This window comes from Acinetobacter sp. BIGb0196, assembly GCF_011759595.1.
Taxonomy (GTDB): Bacteria; Pseudomonadota; Gammaproteobacteria; order Pseudomonadales; family Moraxellaceae; genus Acinetobacter; species Acinetobacter guillouiae.
The window spans coordinates 1,578,217-1,601,714 of sequence record NZ_JAAOZA010000001.1 but is presented as its reverse complement, the minus strand read 5'-3'; the positions used below and the strand labels follow the sequence as shown (position 1 = coordinate 1,601,714).

The following is a 23,498-nucleotide window of genomic DNA, read 5'->3' as shown; positions in this document are numbered from 1 at the left end:
CCGTACTTGATTCTATACTTGCTTAGTCCTATCCACTTTAATTCCACTCATTTGATCATCTGCTCTTGATCAATCAGTCAGAACTAATTATGTTATAGAAAACTTAAGAAATATTTGAAATGAATAATTTTACTCAAACAATCGCCTCACTACTCCTTATGCTACCTATTTGTAGTTTTGCGCAAGCTTCAGACAATTACACCACCACAGTAAAAGTCAATGGTGTAGAGCTCAACCAAGCGCTAAGTGCAACGCAAATTGAAAAGTTGCTCGGAAACACCTCTCAAAAAACTACAAAAGCATTTTCAGAATGTAGTGGTAACTATGAATACTCAACCTCTACTGCATCAGGGAAAAAACTGATGTTTGAAATTTATAGTGAAGACAATCCACAGATTAAGTCTGAGACTTTCTATAAAGGCAAAAATAATTTTCAACAACTTGGCACAACCAAAGGACGAGTTTGGCTTTCTTGGTCAAATGCGCCAGCGATCACGGATACAATCCTGATTAACAATAAACCCATCACTAATCTGTATAGCATGAATCAATTTAAAAAAGACTTCCCAAACAGCGCCAAAACAGGCACCAGTGTTTTAATTTTAACGGCATCGGAAGCCAAAGAGTTTTTAAAAAATCCTGCTGAATTTGAAACAGGCTATCGCAGTTATGTCGATTTTAGTTTTAAAAATGGCAAACTGAGCAAATTAGAAATCAACCAAGGAATGGCCTGTTAAGTTTTATTGAGAATAGCATATTGGTCTATATGCTATTCTCTAAAAGAATAACCTACCATATGTCTTGTTTGTTCAAGCAAAAAACATGCCGCACTATCGAATTACATATGTTTTCACATAAAAAAGACTGTAATCTGCTTTCTAACTTGTCTATAGCTGATTTTGCGATTAAATTTGTGTCAGCATATTCATGGAATTCAACGATGCAATTTAAAATTCACGTCATAGATGTAAAAAATCAATTACAAAACTATATTTGGCTGATCGAAGACAGTCAAAGCCATGATGTCGTTGCAATTGACCCCACTGAAGCATCACTCGTTGAAGATTATTGCCTTGAACATCAGCTGAATTTAAAACAAATTTGGCTCACACACTGGCATAAAGACCATATTGGTGGTGTTCCAGAATTAATCGCAGATCATAATATTCCTGTTTATGGGCCACGCGCTGAACTGAGTCACATTCCTTTTATTACCTACCCGCTGCAACACGATGATCAATTTGAATTTCATGGATTAAACATCGACATTATCGCTGTGCCAGGTCACACCCTAGGGCATGTCGTTTATTTTATTGATGCATTAGACAGTGTTTTCTGTGGTGATACCCTTTTTGCTATGGGGTGTGGACGTATGTTTGAAGGAACTGCAGAGCAGTTTTATCACTCTCTCAATCGTCTCGCTGCTTTACCACCAAGAACCAAAGTTTACTGCACCCATGAATATACGCTTTCTAATGCACAATTTGCTTTGCATATCGAGCCAGAGAACCGAGCAATACAACAACGTGCCGAAGAAATCAAACAGCTCCGTGAACATGGGAAAATCACCTTGCCCAGCACCATTGAACTTGAGCTTGAAACCAATCCTTTTTTACGTGTCGAAAGTGCTGAAGAATTTGCGCGTATTCGTGCATTGAAAGATCATTTTTAAGCAATCACGATTATTGTCCCCACAATGTTAAAACTGCGCCAGCCTAAGCCTCTGTTTTTAAAAGCCTCTCAGCGGGCGGTACTGTTATTACATGCCTATACCAGCACCGTTCAAGATATGAAGGCCTTAGCAAAATTTCTGCATAAACATGGTTACACTTGCTATGCACCTAGCTACGCCGGGCATGGTTTAACGATTGATGAGTTTCTCAATTACACTACAGATGATTGGTGGCAAGATACATATAATGCTTATCAACTCTTAGAAAATCAGGGTTATAAGCATATTGCTGTCATTGGGGTTTCTTTAGGTGCAATTTTATCGTTAAAACTCACTGAGCACTTTCCAATTGATGCATGTATTAGCATGTCTGCGCCACAGGATCGAAGTGTAAATGATCTTTTTAAGCGACTAAAGCACTATGCTGAATATCTCCATCAATTTCAGAATAGCAATGTAGAGCTAGACTTAAGAAACTTAGAAAATAAAGCAGCAATACAACTACATGCATTTCATCAGTTTGTTGCCGCAACCATAAGCAATGTTTCTTTAATTCGCGCACCTATTTTTTTATTGTATGGCGAGTTAGATGATGCACATTATCAATCCAGTGCACAAACCATTTATAATCATGTGAATTCTACAAAAAAACAGATTAAAAGTTATCGCAATACAGGGCATCTCATGACTTTAGGCAAAGATCAGACACAACTGTTTGGCGATATTTTAGATTTCTTAGATCAACATCATCCCATACAGGCATAATAACCTATACTTCTGTTAAATTTACTTACATTTAGCCAAAGTAAAAATGAGAAAAATTCTGCTTTTTTAAAACGATATCTTTGCATCAAAATATTACAAGCACAGTTTTCATATTTAATTAATTGGTTGTTTTATTTCAAAATTTTTAAGTAAATTCACATTTCATCCATATTGATAGCAAAAAAATACGCATTGATACAAAAGCGTCATTTCTCAAATTGCTCAAATATTGATATAAAAAATAAGTTTCATCAAATTTCCCCTTTAAAAATTTAATGATCACCCCTATTAAATTTATAGGCAGGAATTAAGGAGATCTTCTGTGAAAAAGGTTGTAAAGGCAAAGAATTTAATCGCTTTTCGTATTTGGTTAGAAAAATTAGGCTATTCAGTAAAAAATTTAGCTGATGGAAAAGGATTTACTTTCAGCTTTAAAAAAGAATATGGTTTAGTCACTTGTGATTTATCTGGTAATAACTTAGCAATGCAGCTCGGTGAAGAGTTTGAGGATCACTTAAAGGCTTAGTAAGTGTCTAAATGAAGTTTCTCTTTGAAAAGACCTAAACGATTACGTTTAGGTCTTTTTATTGATCTGGATAAAATTCTAATTCTAAAAAACCTTTAATCAAGATACAGCATAGTTAGAATAAAAATTTAAGCATAAAAAAAGCATGATTTTCATCATGCTTTTTTAAATTTGGTGGGGACGGAGAGACTCGAACTCTCACACCTTGCGGCGCTGGAACCTAAATCCAGTGCGTCTACCAATTTCGCCACGTCCCCGAATAAAAACTAACGCTGTAGTCTTTTTAAATAACTTGGCAGAGGATCAAGGATTCGAACCTTGACGAACGGTTTTGGAGACCGTCATGCTACCATTACACCAATCCTCTATAACCCTTCATTTTGTTTTAGTACCACAAAATGAATTGCTTGGTGGGGACGGAGAGACTCGAACTCTCACACCTTGCGGCGCTGGAACCTAAATCCAGTGCGTCTACCAATTTCGCCACGTCCCCAATGGCTGTGTATATTATAGAGATCGTTTTATTATGACAAGCCCTTTTTTCGAAAAAGACACTCGTTTGTTTAAATAAAAAACAAATGTTGCAAATACTGCTTTTTGTTTAAACAATTTGGCTTAATACTTGTTTTATTTGATAAATATTTGAGCAACGTTGCCCTATTTTTTTCATTAACATCTCTGTTAAAACCATTTCAAAAATTTTAAATTGCTGTGGTAACACCACATTTAACTGCTGACAATGCAAAAATGCCCAATCTTGATAGCTTTTCGCCGATAAGCGCTGTTGTGTCAACCACTCCAACCAAACGATTCCCAACGCATAAATATCGGATTGAAATGATTTTGGTTGACCATGAAACAATTCTGGTGCCATATACCGAGGTGTTGCGGTATGTGTTGCGATATTTGTTAAATTTGCCTCTTGAGCGATGTTTACAGCCTGTTCAAAGTCAATCAAATAACTTTTCTCATCCTTAACTCGAAAGTGCTCAACTTTGATATCGCCATGCAGATAACCATAGTCATGCAAATGTTCAAGCACATCTAAGCTGAGTACTAATCGCTTACCAATTTCAGCCAAGCTAAGTCGATCAGGCAGATCCTGAAAAAGCTTTGGGGCATCTTCCACCCATAAAGTCTGATCAATGACCTCTTCTTCAATTTTAAATTGCTGAAATGGATCAAATATTGAAAAATTTAACAATACAGGTTGAGCTTCAGTCTCCAATGCATTCAACTCGCTATAACAGTTCAGTTCATTGAAAAAGTGCTGTTGATAACAGCGATTTGAATTTTTGAGCTGTAATTTCAACCAAAACCATTGCTGTCCCTGTTGAATTTGATAAACACGGCGACCAAATTTTTGACTTTGGATTGAATTATATGCAACTGGAAGAATTCTGCTTTGGCTCATACTTCGGTCAATTGTTCTGCGGGTATATCTTTCGTCATTGGATGATTCAAAACTTCTAGACAATGTTGGATTGTTTTACCAATACGCGCATGTGTTTCTATGCTTGAAATTTTTGGCCAAGTTGCACGCTCACCTTCTCGTTGCAACAGCTTGAATAGATATGGGCGTGGGTTCTGTAACATATAGCTATAATGGCGCAGACTATACTCCCCAATAATATTGACATCACCATAGTAGCGCTGGTCAATAATACCGTAACCGTGATCGAGTAAACGACGCATAGAAGGAACTCGTCCCATACGACCTCTGGCAAAATCCATGATCCCCATTGCAGCCATGCGTCCTTGACTACGCACAATACGTTCAGGCCAACTCAGTAAATCTCTACGATAACGTTCTTCATCATTCTGCATAAACGGTACAATATGTGGATTAACCTGACTGGCAATGGTGTAATTCAAATTATAAAGACGTGACATGCGCTCTTGGGGGAAATCATTGCGGACACTGCCATCCACCCAACGCGTATTTGCCAAATAAGGGGTATGTACACCATCGTAACGTTTACTGATCAAACGCACAGGTGGAAATAAAACCGGTACAGCACATGATGCCAATACTGCACTCCAGACCAATAAATCTGGTGAGGTATATTTATTCATGATTCGTACATCTTCTTGGGAAACATCATAAGGCGCGACGGTGACATTGATATCCAAGCCTGATTTTTCAAACGCCTCCTGAAACGTTACATCACCTAAATTTTCGACCAAAAACTTTTTAAGATATCGGACATCTGCAAAACCACCATTGCCTTTGATTAATTCTTTTAAGCTACGAAAGTGAAAGGCTTCACTATAAAATTGGTCACCACTCAGCAAGTTTGGAATCTCACCTGGTTCATTTACCCCCAGCATCGCCGTCATGATTGCCCCAGCACTTGAACCAGAAAGTACTTTTGGCATTAAGTCTTGTTCCATTAATGCCTTACAAACACCGCTATGGAATAAACCTAAGGTTGCCCCACCTGAAAACATCAGTGCGGGCTGACCATAGGCCTTTTCACAGTTTTCGAAAAACTTCCTTTTGCTTTCATGACACAAGGCTTGGCAACTTTCTGAAGCGATGAATGCCAAACTATTACTGACTTCATCGATATAATCTTCAATTATTTTTTTAGTTCCAACATAGGTATGTGCAAATAGCATCGGATGCCCGATGTTGGCAACATCGTGACTAAATCCTTCTCTTAGGATATACATCAAATCTTGGGTGCGATTTTGCAGACGATAACGACGCAATAAATTTAACCGATGGGAAATAATTTCAGCATCAAAATATGGAGAGGTATTATCCAGCTTCCACTCCTGTGCCCCCGTTTCTTCATCCAGTTTTAACGCTATAGATTTCCACTCTTCATAGTTTTCCGCATGTTTCAGTTTTCTTTTTAGTTTTTTAATACGATAAGCCTGATGCGGATTTAAATCTTGAGTAAGTTCTAATAACATTTCTAATATTCCTTTGATTTTTAATCCGACACTTTTAGATACCTGTCGATAAACTATGCTGAAAAATAACCAGATAATCAATTACCATAAGTCATTTAATTCTTGCTTTAGATTCCAATTATCGCCTATTGAGATTAGCTCAATAAAATTACTGTGCTAATATCAACCACACATTGTAATTTCTGAAAATAGCGAACGGATATGGCAACTTTCGACTTACCTGACAATATCATCCAAAAATTATCCACTGTTCTTGATCAGTTACATCAAGTCCTTCCTGAAACAAAAAAGGATACCGACTTTGAAGCAGTGGCTTTTAGGTGGCACGATAAACAACTCAAAGCGATTTATAACCCGAAAGCAATGCATTTGGATGATCTTAAAGGGATTGAACGTCAGAAAGCTAAAATTTTACAAAATACTGAACAATTTCTACACGGCTTACCTGCCAACGATATTTTACTGACTGGCTCACGCGGTACAGGAAAATCATCCATTGTCCGTTCTTTACTTACCCAGTATGCAGAACAAGGCTTACGTTTAATTGAAATTGAACGAGATGATTTGTCAGACTTGCCAGAAATTCAAAAAATTATTAAAGATCGTCCAGAAAAGTTCATCGTTTATTGTGATGACTTGGCATTTAATGCTGAAGATGAAAATTATCGTAGTTTAAAAAGTGTCTTAGATGGCTCGCTACAATCTGGCTCAAGTAATTTTGTGATTTACGCGACCAGTAACCGTCGTCATTTATTACCTGAATTTATGCATGAAAACACGCCTGTAACCAAAGTCGATGTGCCGCAATATAAAGAGTTGCACCCACAAGAAGCCATCGAAGAAAAGATTTCTTTATCAGATCGTTTCGGTATGTGGTTGTCGTTTTATCCGATGGATCAAAATCTTTATTTAGAAATTGTGGAGCACTATTTAACAAAAGCAGACATGCCCTTTGTTGATGATGTACGTGCTGAAGCATTAAGATGGTGTCAAGCTCGTGGTCAACGCTCAGGGCGTGCAGCATATCAATTTTCTAAACATTGGATTGGTTCAGAACGTTTAAAGGCTTTATAAGTCCGACTTTTTTAGATATACAAAGCCCTAACTGAATAATAGTCAGGGCTTTTATTATTTATCAGTTAGATCATATGCGATAAGAATAAGTAAGCTAAGCAAATAGCGATATCAAAACGTCCAATAAGCTCATTCATGCTAAACCCATTTATCACCCGATAAAATCTCACTGTATCTTTGTCTCATTTGATAACAATAGCTTGAATGGATTACCCTGTTTCTTTCAACCCATATCATTCAAATAAAGCTTAAATTATTCGTTTCTATGTAAAAAAGACCATCAACACACAACTCAAGCTGACTGCTGGTTAATCATGCAACTAAAAGCCAAAATTAAAAAATTCAGTATATTTAAATATATTTCAAATACTTAAACACAAAGCAATAATTCATCCAGAACATTTTATTTCAGCACATCACAGTTTAAGCGTGATAAAATAGCCGACAGTTTCATATAGGATAGGTCTATGCAGTTTGTTCATCTTGGTATTCATACCGAATTCTCGATTACAGAATCGATCGTACGTATACCTGATCTGATTAAAGCTGCCGCATCTGATGAAATGCCTGCTTTAGCCATTACAGACCTATCCAACCTGCATGCAGCTGTTAAGTTTTATAACAAATCGCTGGGGAAAGGGATTAAACCTATTTTCGGCAGTGTAATTCGATTAAACGATGCAAACCATAAAGCAACCTTACTGGCAATGACCAATAAAGGCTGGCGTGGTCTGACTGAAATTGTCTCTCGCGGCTTTATTGAAGGGCAACAACTGTCGATTCCATGTGTACAAAAAGAATGGGTGCTTGAACAGTCTCAAGACCTTATTGTACTTTTGGGTCTACATAGTGATGTCGGAGAAATGCTCTGTGCCGCTTATCCTGAAAAAGCCGAACCGCTGTTAGAACAATGGATCGAAAAATTTGGCAATCGTGTTTATTTAGCGCTGACGCGTACAGGTCGCCCATTAGAAGAAAGCTTCAATGAAGAAGCGGTTAAACTCGCTGCAAAATATAATATTGGTGTTGTGGCACATAATGATGTGCATTTTGTTAGACCAGAAGATTATGAAGCACATGAAGCACGCGTTTGTATCGCAGATGGTTATGTTCTAGGCGATAGTAAACGTCCTAAGCATTACAGCCCTGAGCAATATTTTAAAACCTCTGCTGAAATGATTCAGCTGTTTGCAGATATTCCAAGTGCCATAGAAAATACCTTACAAATTGCAAAGCGTTGTACAGTTTCACTCCGTTTAGGATTCCATGACCTACCAGACTATCCAATTCCGGAAGGTCATACCATCCATTCTTACTTTGAGCATCTCTCTGAAATTGGTTTAGAAGAACGCTTAGACTTCCTTTACCCTGTTGAAACACGTGACGAAGATTGGGCTGAAATTCGCAAGCCTTATGATGAACGTCTGGCCTATGAGCTTGGCATTATCAATAAAATGGATTTCCCCGGTTACTTCCTCATCGTCATGGACTTTATTCAATGGTCTAAAAACAATGGGGTTCCTGTAGGTCCTGGCCGTGGTTCAGGTGCAGGCTCACTCGTCGCTTATAGTTTAAAAATTACCGACTTAGATCCGCTGCGTTATGACCTACTCTTCGAACGTTTCTTAAACCCAGAACGTGTATCCATGCCCGACTTTGATATCGATTTCTGTATCGCTGGGCGTGATAAGGTCATCGATTATGTGGCACGCCATTATGGTCGTGATGCAGTTTCTCAGATTGCAACGTTTGGTACGATGGCTGCTAAAGGTGCGATTCGAGATGTAGCACGGGTTTTAGGTAAATCTTACGGTTTGGCAGATCGTATTTCTAAAATGATTCCGACTAAACCTTTAGGTCTCACCTTAGAAGAATCTATTGAGGCTGAACCACAACTTAAAGATATTGTGACCAATCCATCCAACCCAGATTATGATGATGCTGCTGAAATCTGGGAAATGGCGCTCAAGCTTGAAGGCATTACCCGTAATACAGGTAAACACGCAGGTGGTGTAGTCATCGCACCAACCAAAATCACCGATTATTCGGCAATTTTGTGTGAAGCTGATGGCACAGGACGGGTTGCCCAATTCGATAAAGATGATGTAGAAGCTGCGGGCTTAGTAAAATTCGACTTCTTGGGCTTACGTAACCTTACTGTAATTGAAGATGCGATTCAAAATATTAATAAGCGTATTCAATCTGATAAGCCGTTAAATATTTCAAACATTCCTTTGGACGATCCTAAATCCTATGCAGTATTTGCTGACGCAAATACTACCGCGGTATTCCAGTTTGAATCCGTGGGCATGAAAAAAATGCTTAAAGAAGCACGCCCAAGTAAATTTGAAGAAATTATTGCCTTCGTATCCTTATATCGACCGGGTCCAATGGACCTTATCCCCGACTTTATCCATCGTATGCATGGTGGTGAGTTTGAATACTTACATCCGCTGTTAGAAAGTGTACTCGAACCCACTTATGGGATCATGGTATATCAGGAACAGGTGATGCAAGCCGCACAGTTCTGTGCAGGCTATACACTGGGTGGTGCAGATTTACTTCGTCGTGCGATGGGTAAAAAGAAAGTCGAGGAAATGGTCAAGCAACGTGCCACCTTTATTGAAGGTGCTGCGAAAAAAGATATTGATGAAGGTACAGCCAACCATATCTTTGACTATATGGAAAAATTCGCAGGCTATGGTTTTAACAAATCACATGCCGCCGCTTATGCTTTAGTTGCCTATCAAACGGCTTGGTTAAAAGCACATTACCCTTCTGAATTTATGGCTGCGGTCATGTCTTCGGAAATGCAAAATACAGATAACATTGTATTTTTAATTGATGACTGCCGAATCAACAACTTAGTGGTATTGCCTCCATCGGTAAATATGTCGTTCTACCAATTCTATGCCAGTGATGTAAACACCATTATTTATGGTTTAGGTGCAATTAAAGGTGTCGGCGAACAGGCCATGCAATCCGTGATTGATTCACGTGAGCAAGATGGTCCTTTTAAAGATTTATTTGATTTCTGCCACCGTGTAGATTTGAAAAAAATCAATAAAAGAACATTGGAAGCATTGATTCGCGCTGGTGCACTGGACTGTTTGGGAATTGAACGCTCAAGTTTAATGGCTCAACTTCCAGAAGCTGTCCAAGCCGCTGAACAGGCACGTTCTAATCGTGAAACGGGCATTATGGACTTATTTGGTGAAGTTGAAGAGGTTCAACGTAAGCCGGCTAAGCCTGTAAAACCGTGGTCTGATGAAGTGCGTCTAAAAGGCGAAAAAGATACATTGGGTTTATATCTGACAGGTCATCCAATTGATGTCTATCGTGCAGAATTAAAATCCTTTATTCCAAATAAAATTAATGAATTAACCCCTACTCGTCGTGGTGTGACTACTGTTTTCGCAGGTTTAGTGGTCGATATTGCCAATTTCCCGAATCGGATGATGATTACCCTTGATGACGGTACAGCACGTATCGAAGTCTCTGCGAATCATGAACGCTTCCAACGCTTTAAAGACATCATTCAAAATGAAAAAGTGGTGGTGATTGAAGGTGAAATTTATGAACGTGAAGGTTTTGACCGTCCTATGGGCCGTTTGACCAAAGCATTCACCCTCAATGAAATTCGACAAAAGCGTGCCAATAGCATTGCCATAACACTGAATACAGAAGTGATGACGAAAACTTTAGCCTCGGATATTCAAAAGATCTTACTGCCTTTCTGTAATGTCGATATGTGTCAACACATTCCAATGCAGATTCAGTTAGATTACGACTATGCCACGGCTGAGTTACATTTAGGGCAACAATGGAAAGTTGCCCCATTGGATGAGTTACTTTCTAAATTACGTGATTACTTTGGTAAAGAATCTATTCATATTGAATACCAAGTCAAATCTAAAGCGGCAAAAGCCGTGGATCATCGTGGACTTGCCCAACCGACTCAAGTTGCACCACCGCCAGAAAATATGAGTATGGATGATGCAATGGATGACTATATGGCAGATGCAGGCCAATTCTCCTAACCTCCCTATTTGAATTTAAAGCTTAATATTTTGGAATATTCATGGATATTTTCGACAATGCTGTGATTTCACAGCATTTAAGTCATGTACGTATTGTCATGGTCAATACGACGCTTCCTGCCAATATCGGAAGTGCTCTACGTGCTATGAAAACAATGGGCTTAACCAAACTTGTGCTCGTTGCGCCTAAAACCTACCCTCACCCTGATATAGATGCGTTAGCGGCTGGCGCAGCAGATCTGATCGAGCAAATTGAAATTGTCGACAGCTTAGAAAATGCCATTAAAGATTGTCATATCGTATTTGGAACCAGTGCACGTAGTCGCACCATTCCGTGGCCTTTGCTTGATGCACGCCCTGCGGCGCAAAAATCAATGCAGGCTGTTATCCAACACCAACAAGAAATCGCTATTGTCTTCGGTCGTGAAGATCGTGGTTTAACCAATGAAGAACTTGCGCTGGCAAACTTTCATGTCACAGTCCCAGTAAATAGTGATTATGGTGTGTTAAATGTTGCTCAAGCAATTCAGGTACTGTGCTATGAAATGCGTATGGCAACATTGGAATTAGCTGACAAGAAACTGGATACTGAAGCGGTGATGCGGGTAACAGATTCAGAAGATATGCATTGGGATGAACCTTTGGTCACACATGAGCAAATGGAACAATTTTATCCGCATATTGAAAAAATGTTGGCTGATATCGAATTTTTAGACCCTAAAAACCCGCGTTTACTGCCTTTACGCTTGCGTCGATTATTTGGGCGTATACAATTAGATAAGATGGAATATCATTTATTAAGAGGCATTTTTAGCCGAGTTCAAGCCTTGAATAATGGTACATGGAAAAAGTCAAAAGATGAGGATCAAAACTAATGCTAAAACAGCTTAAAGAAGATATCCAAGCTGTATTTGCGCGAGATCCTGCTGCGCGTAATACATTTGAAGTTTTAACCACATATCCTGGGATACATGCATTAATGATGCATCGTGTTGCCCATGAATTATGGGAAAAAGATTGTAAAACTTCAGCGCGCATTTTGTCTTCTTTTAGTCGTTTTGCAACAGGTATTGAGATTCACCCTGGCGCTAAAATAGGTAAACGCTTTTTTATCGATCATGGCATGGGTGTGGTGATTGGTGAGACAGCAGAAATTGGTGATGATGTCACGTTGTATCATGGGGTGACTTTAGGCGGCACGACATGGAATAAAGGTAAACGTCATCCGACTTTAGCAGATGGTGTTGTAGTAGGTGCTGGTGCAAAAATCCTAGGTCCTTTTGTGGTCGGTAAAAATGCCAAAGTAGGCTCAAATGCTGTTGTAACTAAAGCTGTACCTGATGGCGTCACTGCGGTAGGCAACCCTGCTCGCTTTATTAGCAAAGATAAAGAAATCGTCACTACACCAGAACCAAGTTGTCCAGAAGAAATGAGCAGTGGCATTGAAAACACAGAATTTCAAGCCTATGCAGCCGTACCAGAACAATCCGACCCTATGCTGGACGGCATGCGTGTTCTGTTAGATCGTTTGGAACAAAATGAAAAACGCATCAATAGTTTGTGCCAGCGTTTATCACTTTTAGACCCAACGTTCAATTTACAGCACAATATTGAACAGCCTTTGAGTGATGATGAAATCAAAATTATAGAAGAAGTTAGACGTGAATGTGCAGCACAAAACCACTCATCGAAAGCATAAGGTTGCTTAATACTTCACAAAATGAAGTGTCAATAGACTGTAATGTATAATTTTTAATAATACGAACCAAATCAAGTTGCATGTTCAGACGTCTTTTCATAGACTGATGCGCATGCACGTTTTTTAATATAAATTAATGGAAGAAACACATGACGATTAAGCCTTTGGCATATGCATTGCTCGCAACATCATTACTTACTGCGTGTTCAACAACACCCACCAAGCAACAAAATAAAATAGATGCAAACGAGCCGTTTATTTACACTGAGCCTGAATTGTCTCCTCCGTTCTATGCATTAAACCCTTTCGATTACTCGCAACCGCCTGTTTTTGAATTAGAGTTAAAAAAAGCATCGGCTCAACCTGTAAACAAACTCGAAGTTACTGATCCTGCAAATCCAAGCCAAAAAATCATTTTAGATACCAATAAATTGATTGTACCTACTGTAAATAGCTCACAACGTGCTATGAAATATGCAGTACTTGCTGGAAACAATGAAATTGACATCACTGCAATTGATGATTTCTTACAAATGGTTGAAGGCAAAGCACGTCATTACCCACCACAATTTAGTGATCGTAAAGAACGTAAAGGCTTTGAAGGTAAGTTGAAAGAAGTCTCTACTCAGCTTGACCAATTAGCTGCAGCACCAAATGCTTCTTTTGATATTTTGATTCGTGCATTTAAAGCCAGTGTTTTGGGACGTAACCTTGACCTAGGTTCTTCTTATACCACCAAGTCATTAGAGTATGCTCAACGTATTCTCAAAATCAACAAAGATGATGCTGAAGCAAACTTGTGGTTTGGTTTCTCTTTATCTGAGGGTGGTGGTCAAAAAGAAGCGATTCCATATTTAGATAAAGCTATCAAACAAGGTGTTCAAGAAGCCTATTTATCTTCTGCAAACAACTTTATTGGTATGGAGCAAAAGAAAAATGCGATCCAAACCTTGAAAAACTATAAAGTGAAATACCCAGAAGAAGCTGAAGTTGCAGATCGCTTAATTCAAGAAATTGAAAAGCAAGGTCGTTACAACGTTTGGCAGGTTTTGAAAAACCCAGCTCTAGCAAAATAAATTTATAAATTTTTGAAAAAATAGGCTGAACATTCAGTCTATTTTTTTGTTTATAAATTGAATAAAACTAACGTATGATTCAAACAAAGATTGATCTAGTTAATGATTATGCAATACTCAAAAAACAATATTTTGCTTTGTGCTTTAGCAATGAGCCCATTGATTTTATCTGGATGCCAAGTTGTCAGTGTAAAAAATCAAAAGGTGAATGTAACCATTACCAATGAACGTGACAGCATTTTGACCCGTTCAAAAATGAGTGAAGCCAGCTTAAATGTCTTGTCGATGACTGGACGAGAAGCCAAATCTTGTACAGATGAACCCGAAAAATGTGTGGCAGATTTAGCTGAAATCCCACAGATTCAAGATGAACAACTGCTTTCGACCGCAAGTGAAATTTACTTAACCAAAGCAATCAATCTTGGCGACTCATCAGATTGTAAAGTCAGTCTTTTTTCTAAACATCAATCCACTGACAAACAACAAGCCTCGCAGAAAAACTATGAGCAATGTTTAGATCAGCAAATGGTGATGTTAGATAACAGCATCCGCTATAGTTATGCCTATTTATTTAAAACTGAACGCCAACCTCAAGACCGTATTTTTAATAACCGACAAGTTCAGATACGTGACTTTTATAATCAAGCCTTAGCTAAACTGATTTCGACATATGCCGTAAGAAATAAAAACCAAAAAGTAGCAAAACAAATTAAAGTTGGCAAAAGCACTTATCGCATTAACTTTAATGGTTACCCTGCACTGGCTCAGATTGAACTTGAGGATCTTGTTTCAAGCTATAATTTAAACTTTTCAGGTTTACGTTCGATCAACCGTAGAGACGGTTTCGGTGCAGAATTTGTCGCAATTTTACCCAACACGACAGCACCTGAAGAAAACAAATATATTGTGAATCCATTTGATTATAAATACAAAAATGGCATGAATCCCAATATTCATCAACCACGTTATTTATCGGTTAGTATTGCAGCACAACCTGAAAATGCAAATGAATCACTACAAAACATCTTACACAACCCAAACTTTCAACTGAATGTTTATGATCCTTATAGCATTGAAAATTTAAAAATTGGTGGCAAACAATACCCGCTTGCTGCAAACTTTTCAGCTCCCTATGGTCTATGGCTGGCTCAAAATAACTTAGGTATTGCGGCTTATCTTAGCTTAATCGATCGTGATCAAAGCCTGACCATGCCTCATTTATATATGCTTGAACCGTACAACCCGAATAAAAAAGTGATTGTTTTGGTACACGGTTTAGCCAGTAGCCCTGAAGCTTGGATTCGTTTAACCAATGATATTATGGGCGACAATGTATTGCGTGAGCACTATCAAGTTTGGCAGGTTTTTTATTCAACCAATATGCCAATATTAGAAAGCCGTTTTCAGATCAATGCTATCATTAATCAAGGTTTTGCTTCAATTAATCAAAATTCGGCTTCTGCTAAAGATGCCGTGTTGATTGGGCATAGTATGGGCGGGATTATTGCGCGCTTATTAGTCAGTGATGCCAATCTAACACAACCAGCCTTAAAGATGTTGAACAATCGTAAATTTGATAAATTTAAAGATGATCCAATGTTCAAATCTCGTTTGACCATTCAATCTGTGCCTAATTTTGATCGTGCTATTTTTATTTCAGCACCACATCGCGGTACTGCATTTGCTGATCGCTGGTTCACTTTGGCTGCTCGTCGAATTATTAAGCTGCCAGGCGCCTTCTTGGGAGCTTTAGCTGACTCTATAGATGATCGTGATTTAAATGCAAAAAACTTTTTAAAAGATGTTGGGCATGGACTGATTCAAAATGGTCCAAGTGACTTAAGCCATAGCTCAAACTTCACCAAATTGACTGAAAACGTTATGCCAAAGAAAGACATGATCTATCATTCAATTATGGGGAATATCACCAATAGCACTGATCCTAACGTGATGACGGATGGAATCGTTCCATATACCAGCTCACATTTAGACGGCGCAGTATCTGAGAAAATTATCAAAGGTGGCCATTCAATCCAAGAGACACCTGAAGCAGTATTGGAACTTAGACGGATTTTAAGATTACATTTGACTGAGCTTGGGCTTTATAAACCTTAAACTCAGCGTCCAAGCACGTAAAAATGCCAGTCAATTTTAAATTGGCTGGCATGGAATTATTGGTTTTATAAAAACCTAAGGTCTTATCAGAATCAGTGAATAACTTATTTATAAATCAGTGGTTCCTGCAAAAAGCGCGATTACATCTGCTTCGGTTAGTTTTTTTGTGTCATTGTTAAAAGCATAAAACTCAGGTTTATTGTCTATAAAAATTTCCATATCGAATTTTATATCTTGAGGCTGTTGATCCAATGCAAATGCATTGATATTGCAATAACTCTGGTCTTTAGTCCGCCAAAATAAATTTGTGCCACAGCAGTTACAAAAGCCTCGCTCGCCCCAATCAGAAGAATTATAAATACTTAAGTGCTCATCTTGAGTAAACTGTAAACTGCCCTGTTCGACATCAATCGTCATAATTACACCGCTCGTTTGTCTTCTGCAAATTGAACAATGACACGCATGAACATCATGATTTTTTAATTCAACCGTAAAAGTTGTTGCCCCACAAACACATTGCCCTTTCATAATGATTTCCTTGTTTTATAAATTTTCCATAAAGATACTACAATGATGTAGTGAAATTATAGTGGAACAGATATTTTTTATCATACCCATGTTTTTTAATTGAAAAGCGAAATGATTCACTCTAAATTAGTCAATACAACAATTTAAATATAATATTTGGAAAAGTATGCGTTATAAAATTATAGATGTTTATCAGCTCCAAAATATTCAACGGTATATTGCAAAGTGTCTAAAGACACAATCACCTCAATTCATTGTGATTGAAAGTGATCAAACCTTATGTAAAGAGCTCGATATTATTGATGTCGACTTACAAGCATCGATTGCCACGTGGGCAACGGGTGAAAGAATTGATTTAAAAATCATTCATCAATCCAACCATATTGAAAAATTCTACGATTTTGAACATTAAAAACTTCATATGCACTAAGTGTTTGAATTTATAATTTTCTTCTTCTAGTTTTTTTATAATCTAAACCGTATGTTATATTATGAATATTAAATAAATAGTGTGAGGTGCAATATGGTTAAGCGACTTAAAGATTTTAAAATTGAAAATCGAAAAGCTCGCCCAACTATAGCAGGTCAAGTTTTATCTATGCAATTCAGTAACGATGAAGCGACTAAGCGTATTGTGATGCATAGCGTTAAACGCGTAATTCATCAACATAAAGATGAACTTAACGAGCTTGCTTACAAATGAGTCTAATCACATCTACTTTTGTTATTGCTGTTCATGATGAAATCTTGAAGGAAACAGGAGTAGGCCGTGCAGGTTGTGACTACGCTAAACTTGAAGGTGTACTCAGCCGTATAGATCAACAAATGTATTACAATGATGTTAAAGATTTATTTGAGATTGCAGCTTGGTATGGAATTGCTATCGCTAAAGGACATGCCTTTGTCGATGGCAATAAACGTACTGGACTTGCAACAATGTTAACGTTTTTAGAAATCCAAGGCGTTTCAATCAAAGATCACACAGGACTTGATGATCTCATGGTTGATATTGTTGAATCACAGGATCATCATGAAATATTGGCATTAAGTGTTTCTGATTTCTTGTATGAAATTTCTGAAATTTAGTCATCTATAAAAAACTCATTGTTTATTTCAAATACCCCAAAATAAAACTCAATCGTTCAAATTCAATAAACAGTTTGACAGTAAATCCCTCAACATCATATTTTATTTTAAGTTCTATTTTAGAACCCCATATAAAGGATAAATATATAAAACACCCAAAAGAAATGACAGGGCTTGAATTTCTACAAGCAATGGTTGATGGACAAATTCCTAGAGCATCGATTAGTGAAACCATCCCGATGGATTTACATGAAATTTCGCATGGTCATGCAAGTTTTAAAGTCAAAGCGGATCAGCGTCATTTAAATCCTTTAGGTGGCGTACATGGCGGTTTTGCAGCAACAGTTTTAGATTCAGCAACTGGCTGTGCTGTACATACCACCCTAGAAGCAGGCGTAGGTTATGGCACCATCGATTTAAATGTAAAAATGTGCCGCCCTGTACCTCAGAATAAGCAATTATTTGCTATTGGACAGTTGATTAATTTAAGTAAAAGCCTTGCCATTTCTGAAGGGAAACTGGTTGATGAAGATGGCAAATTATATGCACATGCAACAGCGACCTGTATGATTATTCGTGCATAACTGACTGCTTAGAGTGCTATTTATATGAATAGCACTTATTCAGCATTAGCCTTCGGTTCATCAACATACATCTTACCCATCTTCAGCTGTTTTAGGCTCTCATCCCATTCCAGATTACGCTTACAATTGATTGCTTCTGCACGGCTAATTTCTGCCATGTTTTGCCCACAATATCCCCCACCAACTTCGACTTGAACGATAGCTTTGGCTTGATTATTGATAATCTGATAAGCAAATACTGCACTGTTAAAAATTTCTTGTATGGTTTTATGATCTTTAGATTGGTAGATCACCAACTGATCTCCACCATGTCCTCTAAATACACCATCTTCAACACACCGAATTGAGTCAGGTTCATAAATATATTCTGGCTGATCATCCCCAATTAAATCCACAACCGTAACAACATCTTTCATATCAACCGCTACAGCTTGCTTACAATGTTTCTGTGCATCTTTTACCTGCTGTATAAGCTCATCAGGATAATTTAACGCTTTAGATTTATGCTCTATTTTTGCTTCAGTAACAGTCGTAGGAATTTCGACTTCAACTTCACTGCTTGACTTTCCTGAATCAGCTTTTGCACGATCAACTTTGTCATTATTATCTGCTGCAATCGCTGCTTTTTTCGTAGACTCCGCTGGAGCTGCATTCTGAGAATTTTGTTGAGAACAAGCGCTTAAGAAAACAAGCCCTGATAAACTCAAAATATTGACAATGTTCAAAATATTTTCCTAAATATAAATAGGGTTTGATGTAAAATTTTATGTAAGGTTTAATAATGTAGTAAATACTTAATGATATGAGATTTAACTATAAAAATGAAATCAGCAAATCCCTAAAAGACCGAATAATAACGATTTCTATGCTGATCTAGATTCACCTTTAAAATTCTGACAAATTTACTTTTGCATTTTGCTCAAAATGTTTTCTAAAATATTCAGTTTGATATAAAGGTTGCATTTGATAAAAATGCTGTAAAACTTCTGCTCTTTTGACTTTATAGATTTCAGCATCAACCCACGCGTATTCTTGTTGAATTTGCTGTTCATATTCTGCAAAACGTTCAGAGGGGCTAGCCAAAATTGCTAAATCGATATCAAGTAAATAATTTAAATCATGCTGTTTAGACGGTTGATGCTCTTGTGTTGCAATGATCCATTGAGAAACTTTGTCTAAGACCGATTGCGTTAAAATACCCACACAATGCTTGTGCATTAATTGAGCACTTTGTTGTTCATTATCTTTTGCTTGTGGATTATAAACGGCATCATGAAACCAAATTGCCAACTCAACAGCAACAGGATCATTCAATTGCGCTTTTACTTGGTGAAATAACTCAAGGCATTCGACAATATGTTGAACCGTATGATAATGACGTTGTGGCTCAGTATAAGCAGCAACAAGCAACTGCTGTAAAAAAATATACTGCTCTGTTTCGATTTCTATCTGATTCGCAAATTCACCCCAATACTGATTGAATGGTTTGAGGTAATCTTCTGTTTTAGCTATGATCATATTTATAGAACATCTAAGACTTTATATATTAATACAACATTTTTGGTTGTTATCCCATGATCAATAAATCAAAATTTTTAGCCCCTTCTCATTTAGACAAATTTGCTTGTTATAAACACGCTGGCTATTTTCAAGATCTCATTGATATTGAATGGCGAGGTCAAATACAGTCCTCCACACAAAATAAAAGATTTAAAATCAAATATTATGGAGAGATTTTTGAAGAATATCAGCTCATTTGTGGGACAGACTTTGCACCAGAACTCATCTACGCGGTAGATGTAGAAAGCAATGAAGAAATTTTACTTTTTGATGGTACGCAACATGGCTATGATCCCATGTTCTGTGATGAGTTTACACATGAACAAATCACCGAAAGACCGTTAATCCATTTTTATAAAGATCAGGACAATCAGGATGAATTCGAGATCATTTTTAGTGTCTATCACAATATAGATTATGATGAAGAACTAGATGATTTTCTCAATCAAGACGGTGAAATTGAGCTAATTTCAGGGGAAATAATTTCTGCTGAGAGATTAAAGCTAGATGGGTTTGATTTTGTTCAAATCAAAGCGGTAAATTCGCTTGGTCATGAATTCATTATTTTTGAAAAAGAGCTGGCTTAAGCAAGCCAACTCTCTTTCAATACATTAAACGCTTGAAATACTTAAGCAACTTGCTCATCACGCTTAAATACCAGTTCACCTTTCAATGAACTCTCGGCATCAAAATAATAACCATCGGTATTAAAGGATTTAAGATCATCCATTTTTTCCAATTGATTTTGAATGATGTATCGAGCCATTAAGCCACGCGCTTTTTTAGCATAGAAGCTAATCACTTTATATTTACCATTCTTCTGATCTAAGAATACTGGTTTAATAATATCAGCCTGAATTTTTGCTTCCTTGACCGATTTATAGTATTCATCAGAAGCAATATTGACCAATAACGTTGAGCCGCTTTGTTGTAAATCCTGATTGATCAAATCGGTAATTCGATCCCCCCAAAATTCATAAAGATTATGACCACGGGTATTGGCAAGTTTTATTCCCATTTCCAATCGATACGGCATCATTAAATCAAGAGGACGTAATAAGCCATATAGACCAGATAAGCTGCGTAAATGATCTTGCGCAAAATTGAGATCGTCTTGCGACAAACTATAAGCATCCAGACCTGTATAAACATCGCCTTTAAATGCAAAAATTGCTTGTCGCGCGTTGGCAAAACTAAAGTCAGCATTCCAGTCACGAAAACGCTCCGCATTGAGATTGGCAATTTTTTCACTGACACTCATCAAACTGGCAATATCTGAAGCGGAGAGTTTACGACTTAGGTCTATAAGCTGTTGAGATTGATCCAGCAGTCTTGGTAGAGTGTGTGTATCGGTCGGGAGTGCTGACTGGTAATCGAGCGTCTTAGCAGGGGAAATTAAGGCGAGCATGGTCTTCCTGATCAAAAAATAACTAATCAAACTATAACAGTCGGGATATTTTAATTCCAATTCATGTTTTCTGTGAACAGAATCGGTAAACTATCGCACTTCCCTGCTTATGATCGTTTAAATTATGTCCGAACAACTGTTCATTCAAGGTTCGGTTGGCAAAATTGAAGTTTTTGTTGACTATCCTGTGGGCGAAGTAAAAGGTTTTGCTGTCGTTTGTCATCCTCACCCACTGCAAGGTGGTACACCTCAACATAAAGTTCCTGCTTTACTTGCACAAATCCTCTCTGAACAGGGTTGTGTGGTCTATCGCCCAAGTTTTCGTGGTTCTGGACAAAGCGATGGAATCCATGATGAAGGCTTTGCTGAAACTGAAGATATTCTAGAGGTCATTAGACACGTTAGACAATTACACAAAAGTCTACCTTTCTATGTTGGCGGTTTTAGTTTTGGTGCACATGTAATGGCAAAAGCATATCATGCGCTCCCTGATGAAATTAAACCGCAACAAGTGATCTTATGTGGTTTACCAACATCCACTGTAGATGGTCTACGTCATTATGTTACCCCAGCAATTAAAGGCGATATCCTGTTTGTACACGGTGAAGCAGATCCGACGACTAAACTCTCTGATTTGCTTGAATGGGCGAAACCACAACGTCATTTGATCACCGTATTGCCAGGTGCAAACCATTTCTTTACAGGTTATTTAAAGCAGTTAAGAATCGCAATTTCGCGTTTTCTTCTTGTGCCATAAATCTGAATTTAAAAAATTTAGGATAAATAAGGTGAGTGATTCACTTTATTTATCCGTTCACATCATCCCAACTCAAACCAAATTTCGCCAAATACTTTTTCACGCGATCGCTGTCGTTGGTGGTTTGTCTTTGCTCGCGAGATACAGAAAATAAACGCCGTCCAGCATCGGCCATGGATTTCGATTTTTGGCAAACATCAATCACCCCCTGCAATTGAATACGATCAAATTCATCAATCTGCGCCACTTGTTCAGCACTTAAAATTTTCATCAGTGACGATTGGGTTAAAGCCTCTTTATTTTCAGCAATATTCCAAATTTGTTGTAGTCGGCCAATCTCAGCATTTACTTCATGTAAACCAATACGCTCACCATTGGCTAAAGTCGCCATACGTGTCACGCTTGCAGTTAAATCACGAAAATTCCCTTGCCAACTGGCGTCTAAAGATTGCGCAAATTTTAAATATTTTTCTAAGGCATCGGTATGAAAACGTAACTGCCGTTGATGCGCAACAGCAAAACGCTGTAACTCAAAGGTGATGTTCGGTTCAATATCTTCCACACGATCTTTTAAGCTCGGTAAAAAGAAGGTCCATGTATTTAAGCGAGCCCATAGATCTTCACGGAACCGCCCTGCACGGACTTCCTCACGTAAATCTCGATTGGTTCCAGCAATCAACTGAAAGTCAGCCTGAACCTCTTTATCACTTCCTACAGGAAAGAATGACTTATCCTCCAAGGCCTTGAGCAACATGGCTTGCTCATCCAACCCTAGCTCGCCGATTTCATCGAGAAATAAAATGCCATTATCCGCACTTTTTAAATAACCAGTACGTGCTGCAATAGCACCTGTAAATGCACCTTTACTATGACCAAATAATGTCGACATCGCACTATCACCAACCAGCGTTGCGCAGTTCACATCAATAAAGCGCCCAGAAAGATGAAATTTTTCCTTTTTCAATTGATAAATTTGCTTAGCTAAATGCGACTTACCGACCCCTGTTGCACCCATAATCAAAATTGGCGCACTTGAGCGTGTTGCAACCAGTTCTACTTCTTGAATCATTTGATTAAAGTTTTGGTTCTTCGTGGCAATATTGGCTTTTAACTGCTGCCAATTTTCAGATTGTTCATGTTCAAACCGCTGGGTTAATGCTGCATATCGAGATAAATCTAAATCTATAATACGATATTCACCCTCAGGTTGTTGTTTACCTGTAGGTGCACTTTGAATGAGTTTGGCTGGTAAATAATGCGCATCAATTAATAAATACCAACATATTTGCGCAACATGCGTACCTGTGGTGATATGTAATAGATAATGATTGTTCTCAGTATCAAAAGAATATGATTTTACAAAGTCATATAATGCACCATACATATCCGAAAAATCCCAGGGATCACGGATATTCATCTTATGGCCAGTAATTTGGGTTTGCGGTGAAATTTCTAAAGCATCTTGTCGCAAATGATCAATTAAGCTGACATTTCGGCGATCATGTAATAAAACCAGCTCATCAACCACTAAATCTTCATGCATCAACAAACTCATGGTGGGACGCCAGCGTTGCCAGCGATCAAGTTTTTTCCCTTGATCTAAAGTTGAACCCACAAAACCAATCACGACTGTTTTTTTAAATTTTTGCATATTTCTATAAATCTATAAAATTTTATATATCTTGC

23 protein-coding genes and 3 tRNA genes are annotated in these 23,498 nt (G+C 37.9%); 16 read left to right on the top strand and 10 right to left on the bottom strand.

The window, feature by feature from the left end:
* Positions 1 to 119 precede the first annotated feature (119 nt).
* The 4 genes from FHR28_RS07200 (at position 120) to FHR28_RS07185 (ending at position 2,963) form a co-directional block, all read left to right on the top strand.
* On the top strand, positions 120 to 737 hold the full coding sequence (locus FHR28_RS07200; protein WP_166782264.1) for a hypothetical protein: 618 nt from the start codon (positions 120 to 122) through the stop codon (positions 735 to 737).
* A gap of 203 nt (positions 738 to 940) precedes the next feature.
* Positions 941 to 1,672, top strand: a complete 732-nt coding sequence (gene gloB, locus FHR28_RS07195; protein ID WP_004719298.1) for a hydroxyacylglutathione hydrolase — start codon at positions 941 to 943, stop codon at positions 1,670 to 1,672.
* 24 nt (positions 1,673 to 1,696) lie between these two features.
* Positions 1,697 to 2,437 (top strand): alpha/beta hydrolase, encoded by a 741-nt coding sequence (locus FHR28_RS07190; protein ID WP_166782263.1) that lies wholly within the window; start codon positions 1,697 to 1,699, stop codon positions 2,435 to 2,437.
* Between the two features lie 322 nt (positions 2,438 to 2,759).
* Positions 2,760 to 2,963 carry a hypothetical protein gene (locus FHR28_RS07185; protein WP_004719296.1) on the top strand — a complete coding sequence of 68 codons (204 nt, stop codon included), beginning with the start codon at positions 2,760 to 2,762 and terminating at the stop codon, positions 2,961 to 2,963.
* Between the two features lie 172 nt (positions 2,964 to 3,135).
* On the opposite strand, the gene FHR28_RS07180 is transcribed toward FHR28_RS07185, so the two are convergent.
* The 5 genes from FHR28_RS07180 to FHR28_RS07160 form a co-directional block, all read right to left on the bottom strand.
* Positions 3,136 to 3,220: transfer RNA gene (locus FHR28_RS07180), tRNA-Leu, on the bottom strand.
* A 36-nt stretch (positions 3,221 to 3,256) separates the two neighbouring features.
* Positions 3,257 to 3,330, bottom strand: a tRNA-Trp gene (locus FHR28_RS07175).
* A gap of 41 nt (positions 3,331 to 3,371) precedes the next feature.
* Positions 3,372 to 3,456, bottom strand: a tRNA-Leu gene (locus tag FHR28_RS07170).
* A 108-nt stretch (positions 3,457 to 3,564) separates the two neighbouring features.
* On the bottom strand, positions 3,565 to 4,377 hold the full coding sequence (locus tag FHR28_RS07165; RefSeq protein ID WP_004719295.1) for a protein kinase domain-containing protein: 813 nt from the start codon (positions 4,375 to 4,377) through the stop codon (positions 3,565 to 3,567).
* Entirely contained in the window at positions 4,374 to 5,885 is a 1,512-nt protein-coding gene (locus FHR28_RS07160) for a DUF3336 domain-containing protein (protein ID WP_056511973.1), read from the bottom strand. Before FHR28_RS07160 ends, FHR28_RS07165 begins: the two co-directional genes overlap by 4 nt.
* Before the next feature lie 201 nt (positions 5,886 to 6,086).
* Between FHR28_RS07160 and FHR28_RS07155 the strand changes: the two genes are divergently transcribed.
* From FHR28_RS07155 to FHR28_RS07130, 6 genes are all read left to right on the top strand, one after another.
* Entirely contained in the window at positions 6,087 to 6,959 is an 873-nt protein-coding gene (locus FHR28_RS07155; protein WP_166782262.1) for an ATP-binding protein, read from the top strand.
* A 467-nt stretch (positions 6,960 to 7,426) separates the two neighbouring features.
* Positions 7,427 to 10,999 (top strand): DNA polymerase III subunit alpha, encoded by a 3,573-nt coding sequence (gene dnaE / locus FHR28_RS07150; RefSeq protein ID WP_166782261.1) that lies wholly within the window; start codon positions 7,427 to 7,429, stop codon positions 10,997 to 10,999.
* A gap of 41 nt (positions 11,000 to 11,040) precedes the next feature.
* Positions 11,041 to 11,874: an RNA methyltransferase gene (locus FHR28_RS07145; RefSeq protein ID WP_004719290.1), complete on the top strand. Its 834-nt coding sequence runs from the start codon at positions 11,041 to 11,043 to the stop codon at positions 11,872 to 11,874.
* Positions 11,874 to 12,698 (top strand): serine O-acetyltransferase, encoded by an 825-nt coding sequence (gene cysE, locus FHR28_RS07140; RefSeq protein WP_004719288.1) that lies wholly within the window; start codon positions 11,874 to 11,876, stop codon positions 12,696 to 12,698. The genes FHR28_RS07145 and cysE overlap by 1 nt, the downstream gene beginning before the upstream one ends.
* A 149-nt stretch (positions 12,699 to 12,847) precedes the next feature.
* The gene (locus FHR28_RS07135; protein WP_151957216.1) at positions 12,848 to 13,774 is read left to right on the top strand and encodes an ABUW_2363 family tetratricopeptide repeat lipoprotein; all 927 of its coding nucleotides are present in this window, start codon (positions 12,848 to 12,850) and stop codon (positions 13,772 to 13,774) included.
* Between the two features lie 102 nt (positions 13,775 to 13,876).
* Entirely contained in the window at positions 13,877 to 15,889 is a 2,013-nt protein-coding gene (locus tag FHR28_RS07130; protein WP_151957217.1) for a lipase family alpha/beta hydrolase, read from the top strand.
* Positions 15,890 to 15,997: 108 nt separating this feature from the next.
* Here FHR28_RS07130 and FHR28_RS07125 read toward each other — a convergent pair whose 3' ends face one another.
* A complete protein-coding gene (locus FHR28_RS07125; RefSeq protein WP_166782260.1) occupies positions 15,998 to 16,417 on the bottom strand; it encodes a GFA family protein in 420 nt (139 codons plus the stop codon).
* A 166-nt stretch (positions 16,418 to 16,583) separates the two neighbouring features.
* Here FHR28_RS07125 and FHR28_RS07120 point away from each other — a divergent pair, with 166 nt between their 5' ends.
* The 4 genes from FHR28_RS07120 to FHR28_RS07105 all read left to right on the top strand — a co-directional run bounded on the left by FHR28_RS07120 (position 16,584) and on the right by FHR28_RS07105 (position 18,087).
* Positions 16,584 to 16,829 (top strand): hypothetical protein, encoded by a 246-nt coding sequence (locus FHR28_RS07120; RefSeq protein WP_004719281.1) that lies wholly within the window; start codon positions 16,584 to 16,586, stop codon positions 16,827 to 16,829.
* A gap of 111 nt (positions 16,830 to 16,940) precedes the next feature.
* On the top strand, positions 16,941 to 17,120 hold the full coding sequence (locus tag FHR28_RS07115; protein WP_166782259.1) for a hypothetical protein: 180 nt from the start codon (positions 16,941 to 16,943) through the stop codon (positions 17,118 to 17,120).
* Positions 17,117 to 17,503 (top strand): type II toxin-antitoxin system death-on-curing family toxin, encoded by a 387-nt coding sequence (locus FHR28_RS07110; protein WP_166782258.1) that lies wholly within the window; start codon positions 17,117 to 17,119, stop codon positions 17,501 to 17,503. The genes FHR28_RS07115 and FHR28_RS07110 overlap by 4 nt, the downstream gene beginning before the upstream one ends.
* Before the next feature lie 146 nt (positions 17,504 to 17,649).
* Positions 17,650 to 18,087, top strand: coding sequence for a PaaI family thioesterase (locus tag FHR28_RS07105; RefSeq protein ID WP_034618304.1), 438 nt, complete (start codon positions 17,650 to 17,652; stop codon positions 18,085 to 18,087).
* A 35-nt stretch (positions 18,088 to 18,122) separates the two neighbouring features.
* On the opposite strand, the gene FHR28_RS07100 is transcribed toward FHR28_RS07105, so the two are convergent.
* Positions 18,123 to 18,812, bottom strand: a complete 690-nt coding sequence (locus tag FHR28_RS07100; RefSeq protein ID WP_166782257.1) for a hypothetical protein — start codon at positions 18,810 to 18,812, stop codon at positions 18,123 to 18,125.
* A gap of 160 nt (positions 18,813 to 18,972) precedes the next feature.
* Positions 18,973 to 19,605, bottom strand: a complete 633-nt coding sequence (locus FHR28_RS07095) for a metal-dependent hydrolase (RefSeq protein ID WP_166782256.1) — start codon at positions 19,603 to 19,605, stop codon at positions 18,973 to 18,975.
* A 56-nt stretch (positions 19,606 to 19,661) separates the two neighbouring features.
* On the opposite strand from FHR28_RS07095, the gene FHR28_RS07090 reads away from it, so the two are divergent.
* A complete protein-coding gene (locus tag FHR28_RS07090; protein ID WP_166782255.1) occupies positions 19,662 to 20,234 on the top strand; it encodes a hypothetical protein in 573 nt (190 codons plus the stop codon).
* A 41-nt stretch (positions 20,235 to 20,275) separates the two neighbouring features.
* On the opposite strand, the gene yaaA is transcribed toward FHR28_RS07090, so the two are convergent.
* Positions 20,276 to 21,055 carry a peroxide stress protein YaaA gene (gene yaaA / locus FHR28_RS07085; RefSeq protein WP_034615843.1) on the bottom strand — a complete coding sequence of 260 codons (780 nt, stop codon included), beginning with the start codon at positions 21,053 to 21,055 and terminating at the stop codon, positions 20,276 to 20,278.
* A 124-nt stretch (positions 21,056 to 21,179) separates the two neighbouring features.
* Here yaaA and FHR28_RS07080 point away from each other — a divergent pair, with 124 nt between their 5' ends.
* Positions 21,180 to 21,812 carry an alpha/beta hydrolase gene (locus FHR28_RS07080; RefSeq protein ID WP_004719268.1) on the top strand — a complete coding sequence of 211 codons (633 nt, stop codon included), beginning with the start codon at positions 21,180 to 21,182 and terminating at the stop codon, positions 21,810 to 21,812.
* Between the two features lie 49 nt (positions 21,813 to 21,861).
* Here the strand turns inward: FHR28_RS07080 and rtcR are convergent, their stop codons facing one another.
* Positions 21,862 to 23,463 (bottom strand): RNA repair transcriptional activator RtcR, encoded by a 1,602-nt coding sequence (gene rtcR, locus FHR28_RS07075; protein ID WP_056511994.1) that lies wholly within the window; start codon positions 23,461 to 23,463, stop codon positions 21,862 to 21,864.
* Positions 23,464 to 23,498: the final 35 nt, after the last annotated feature.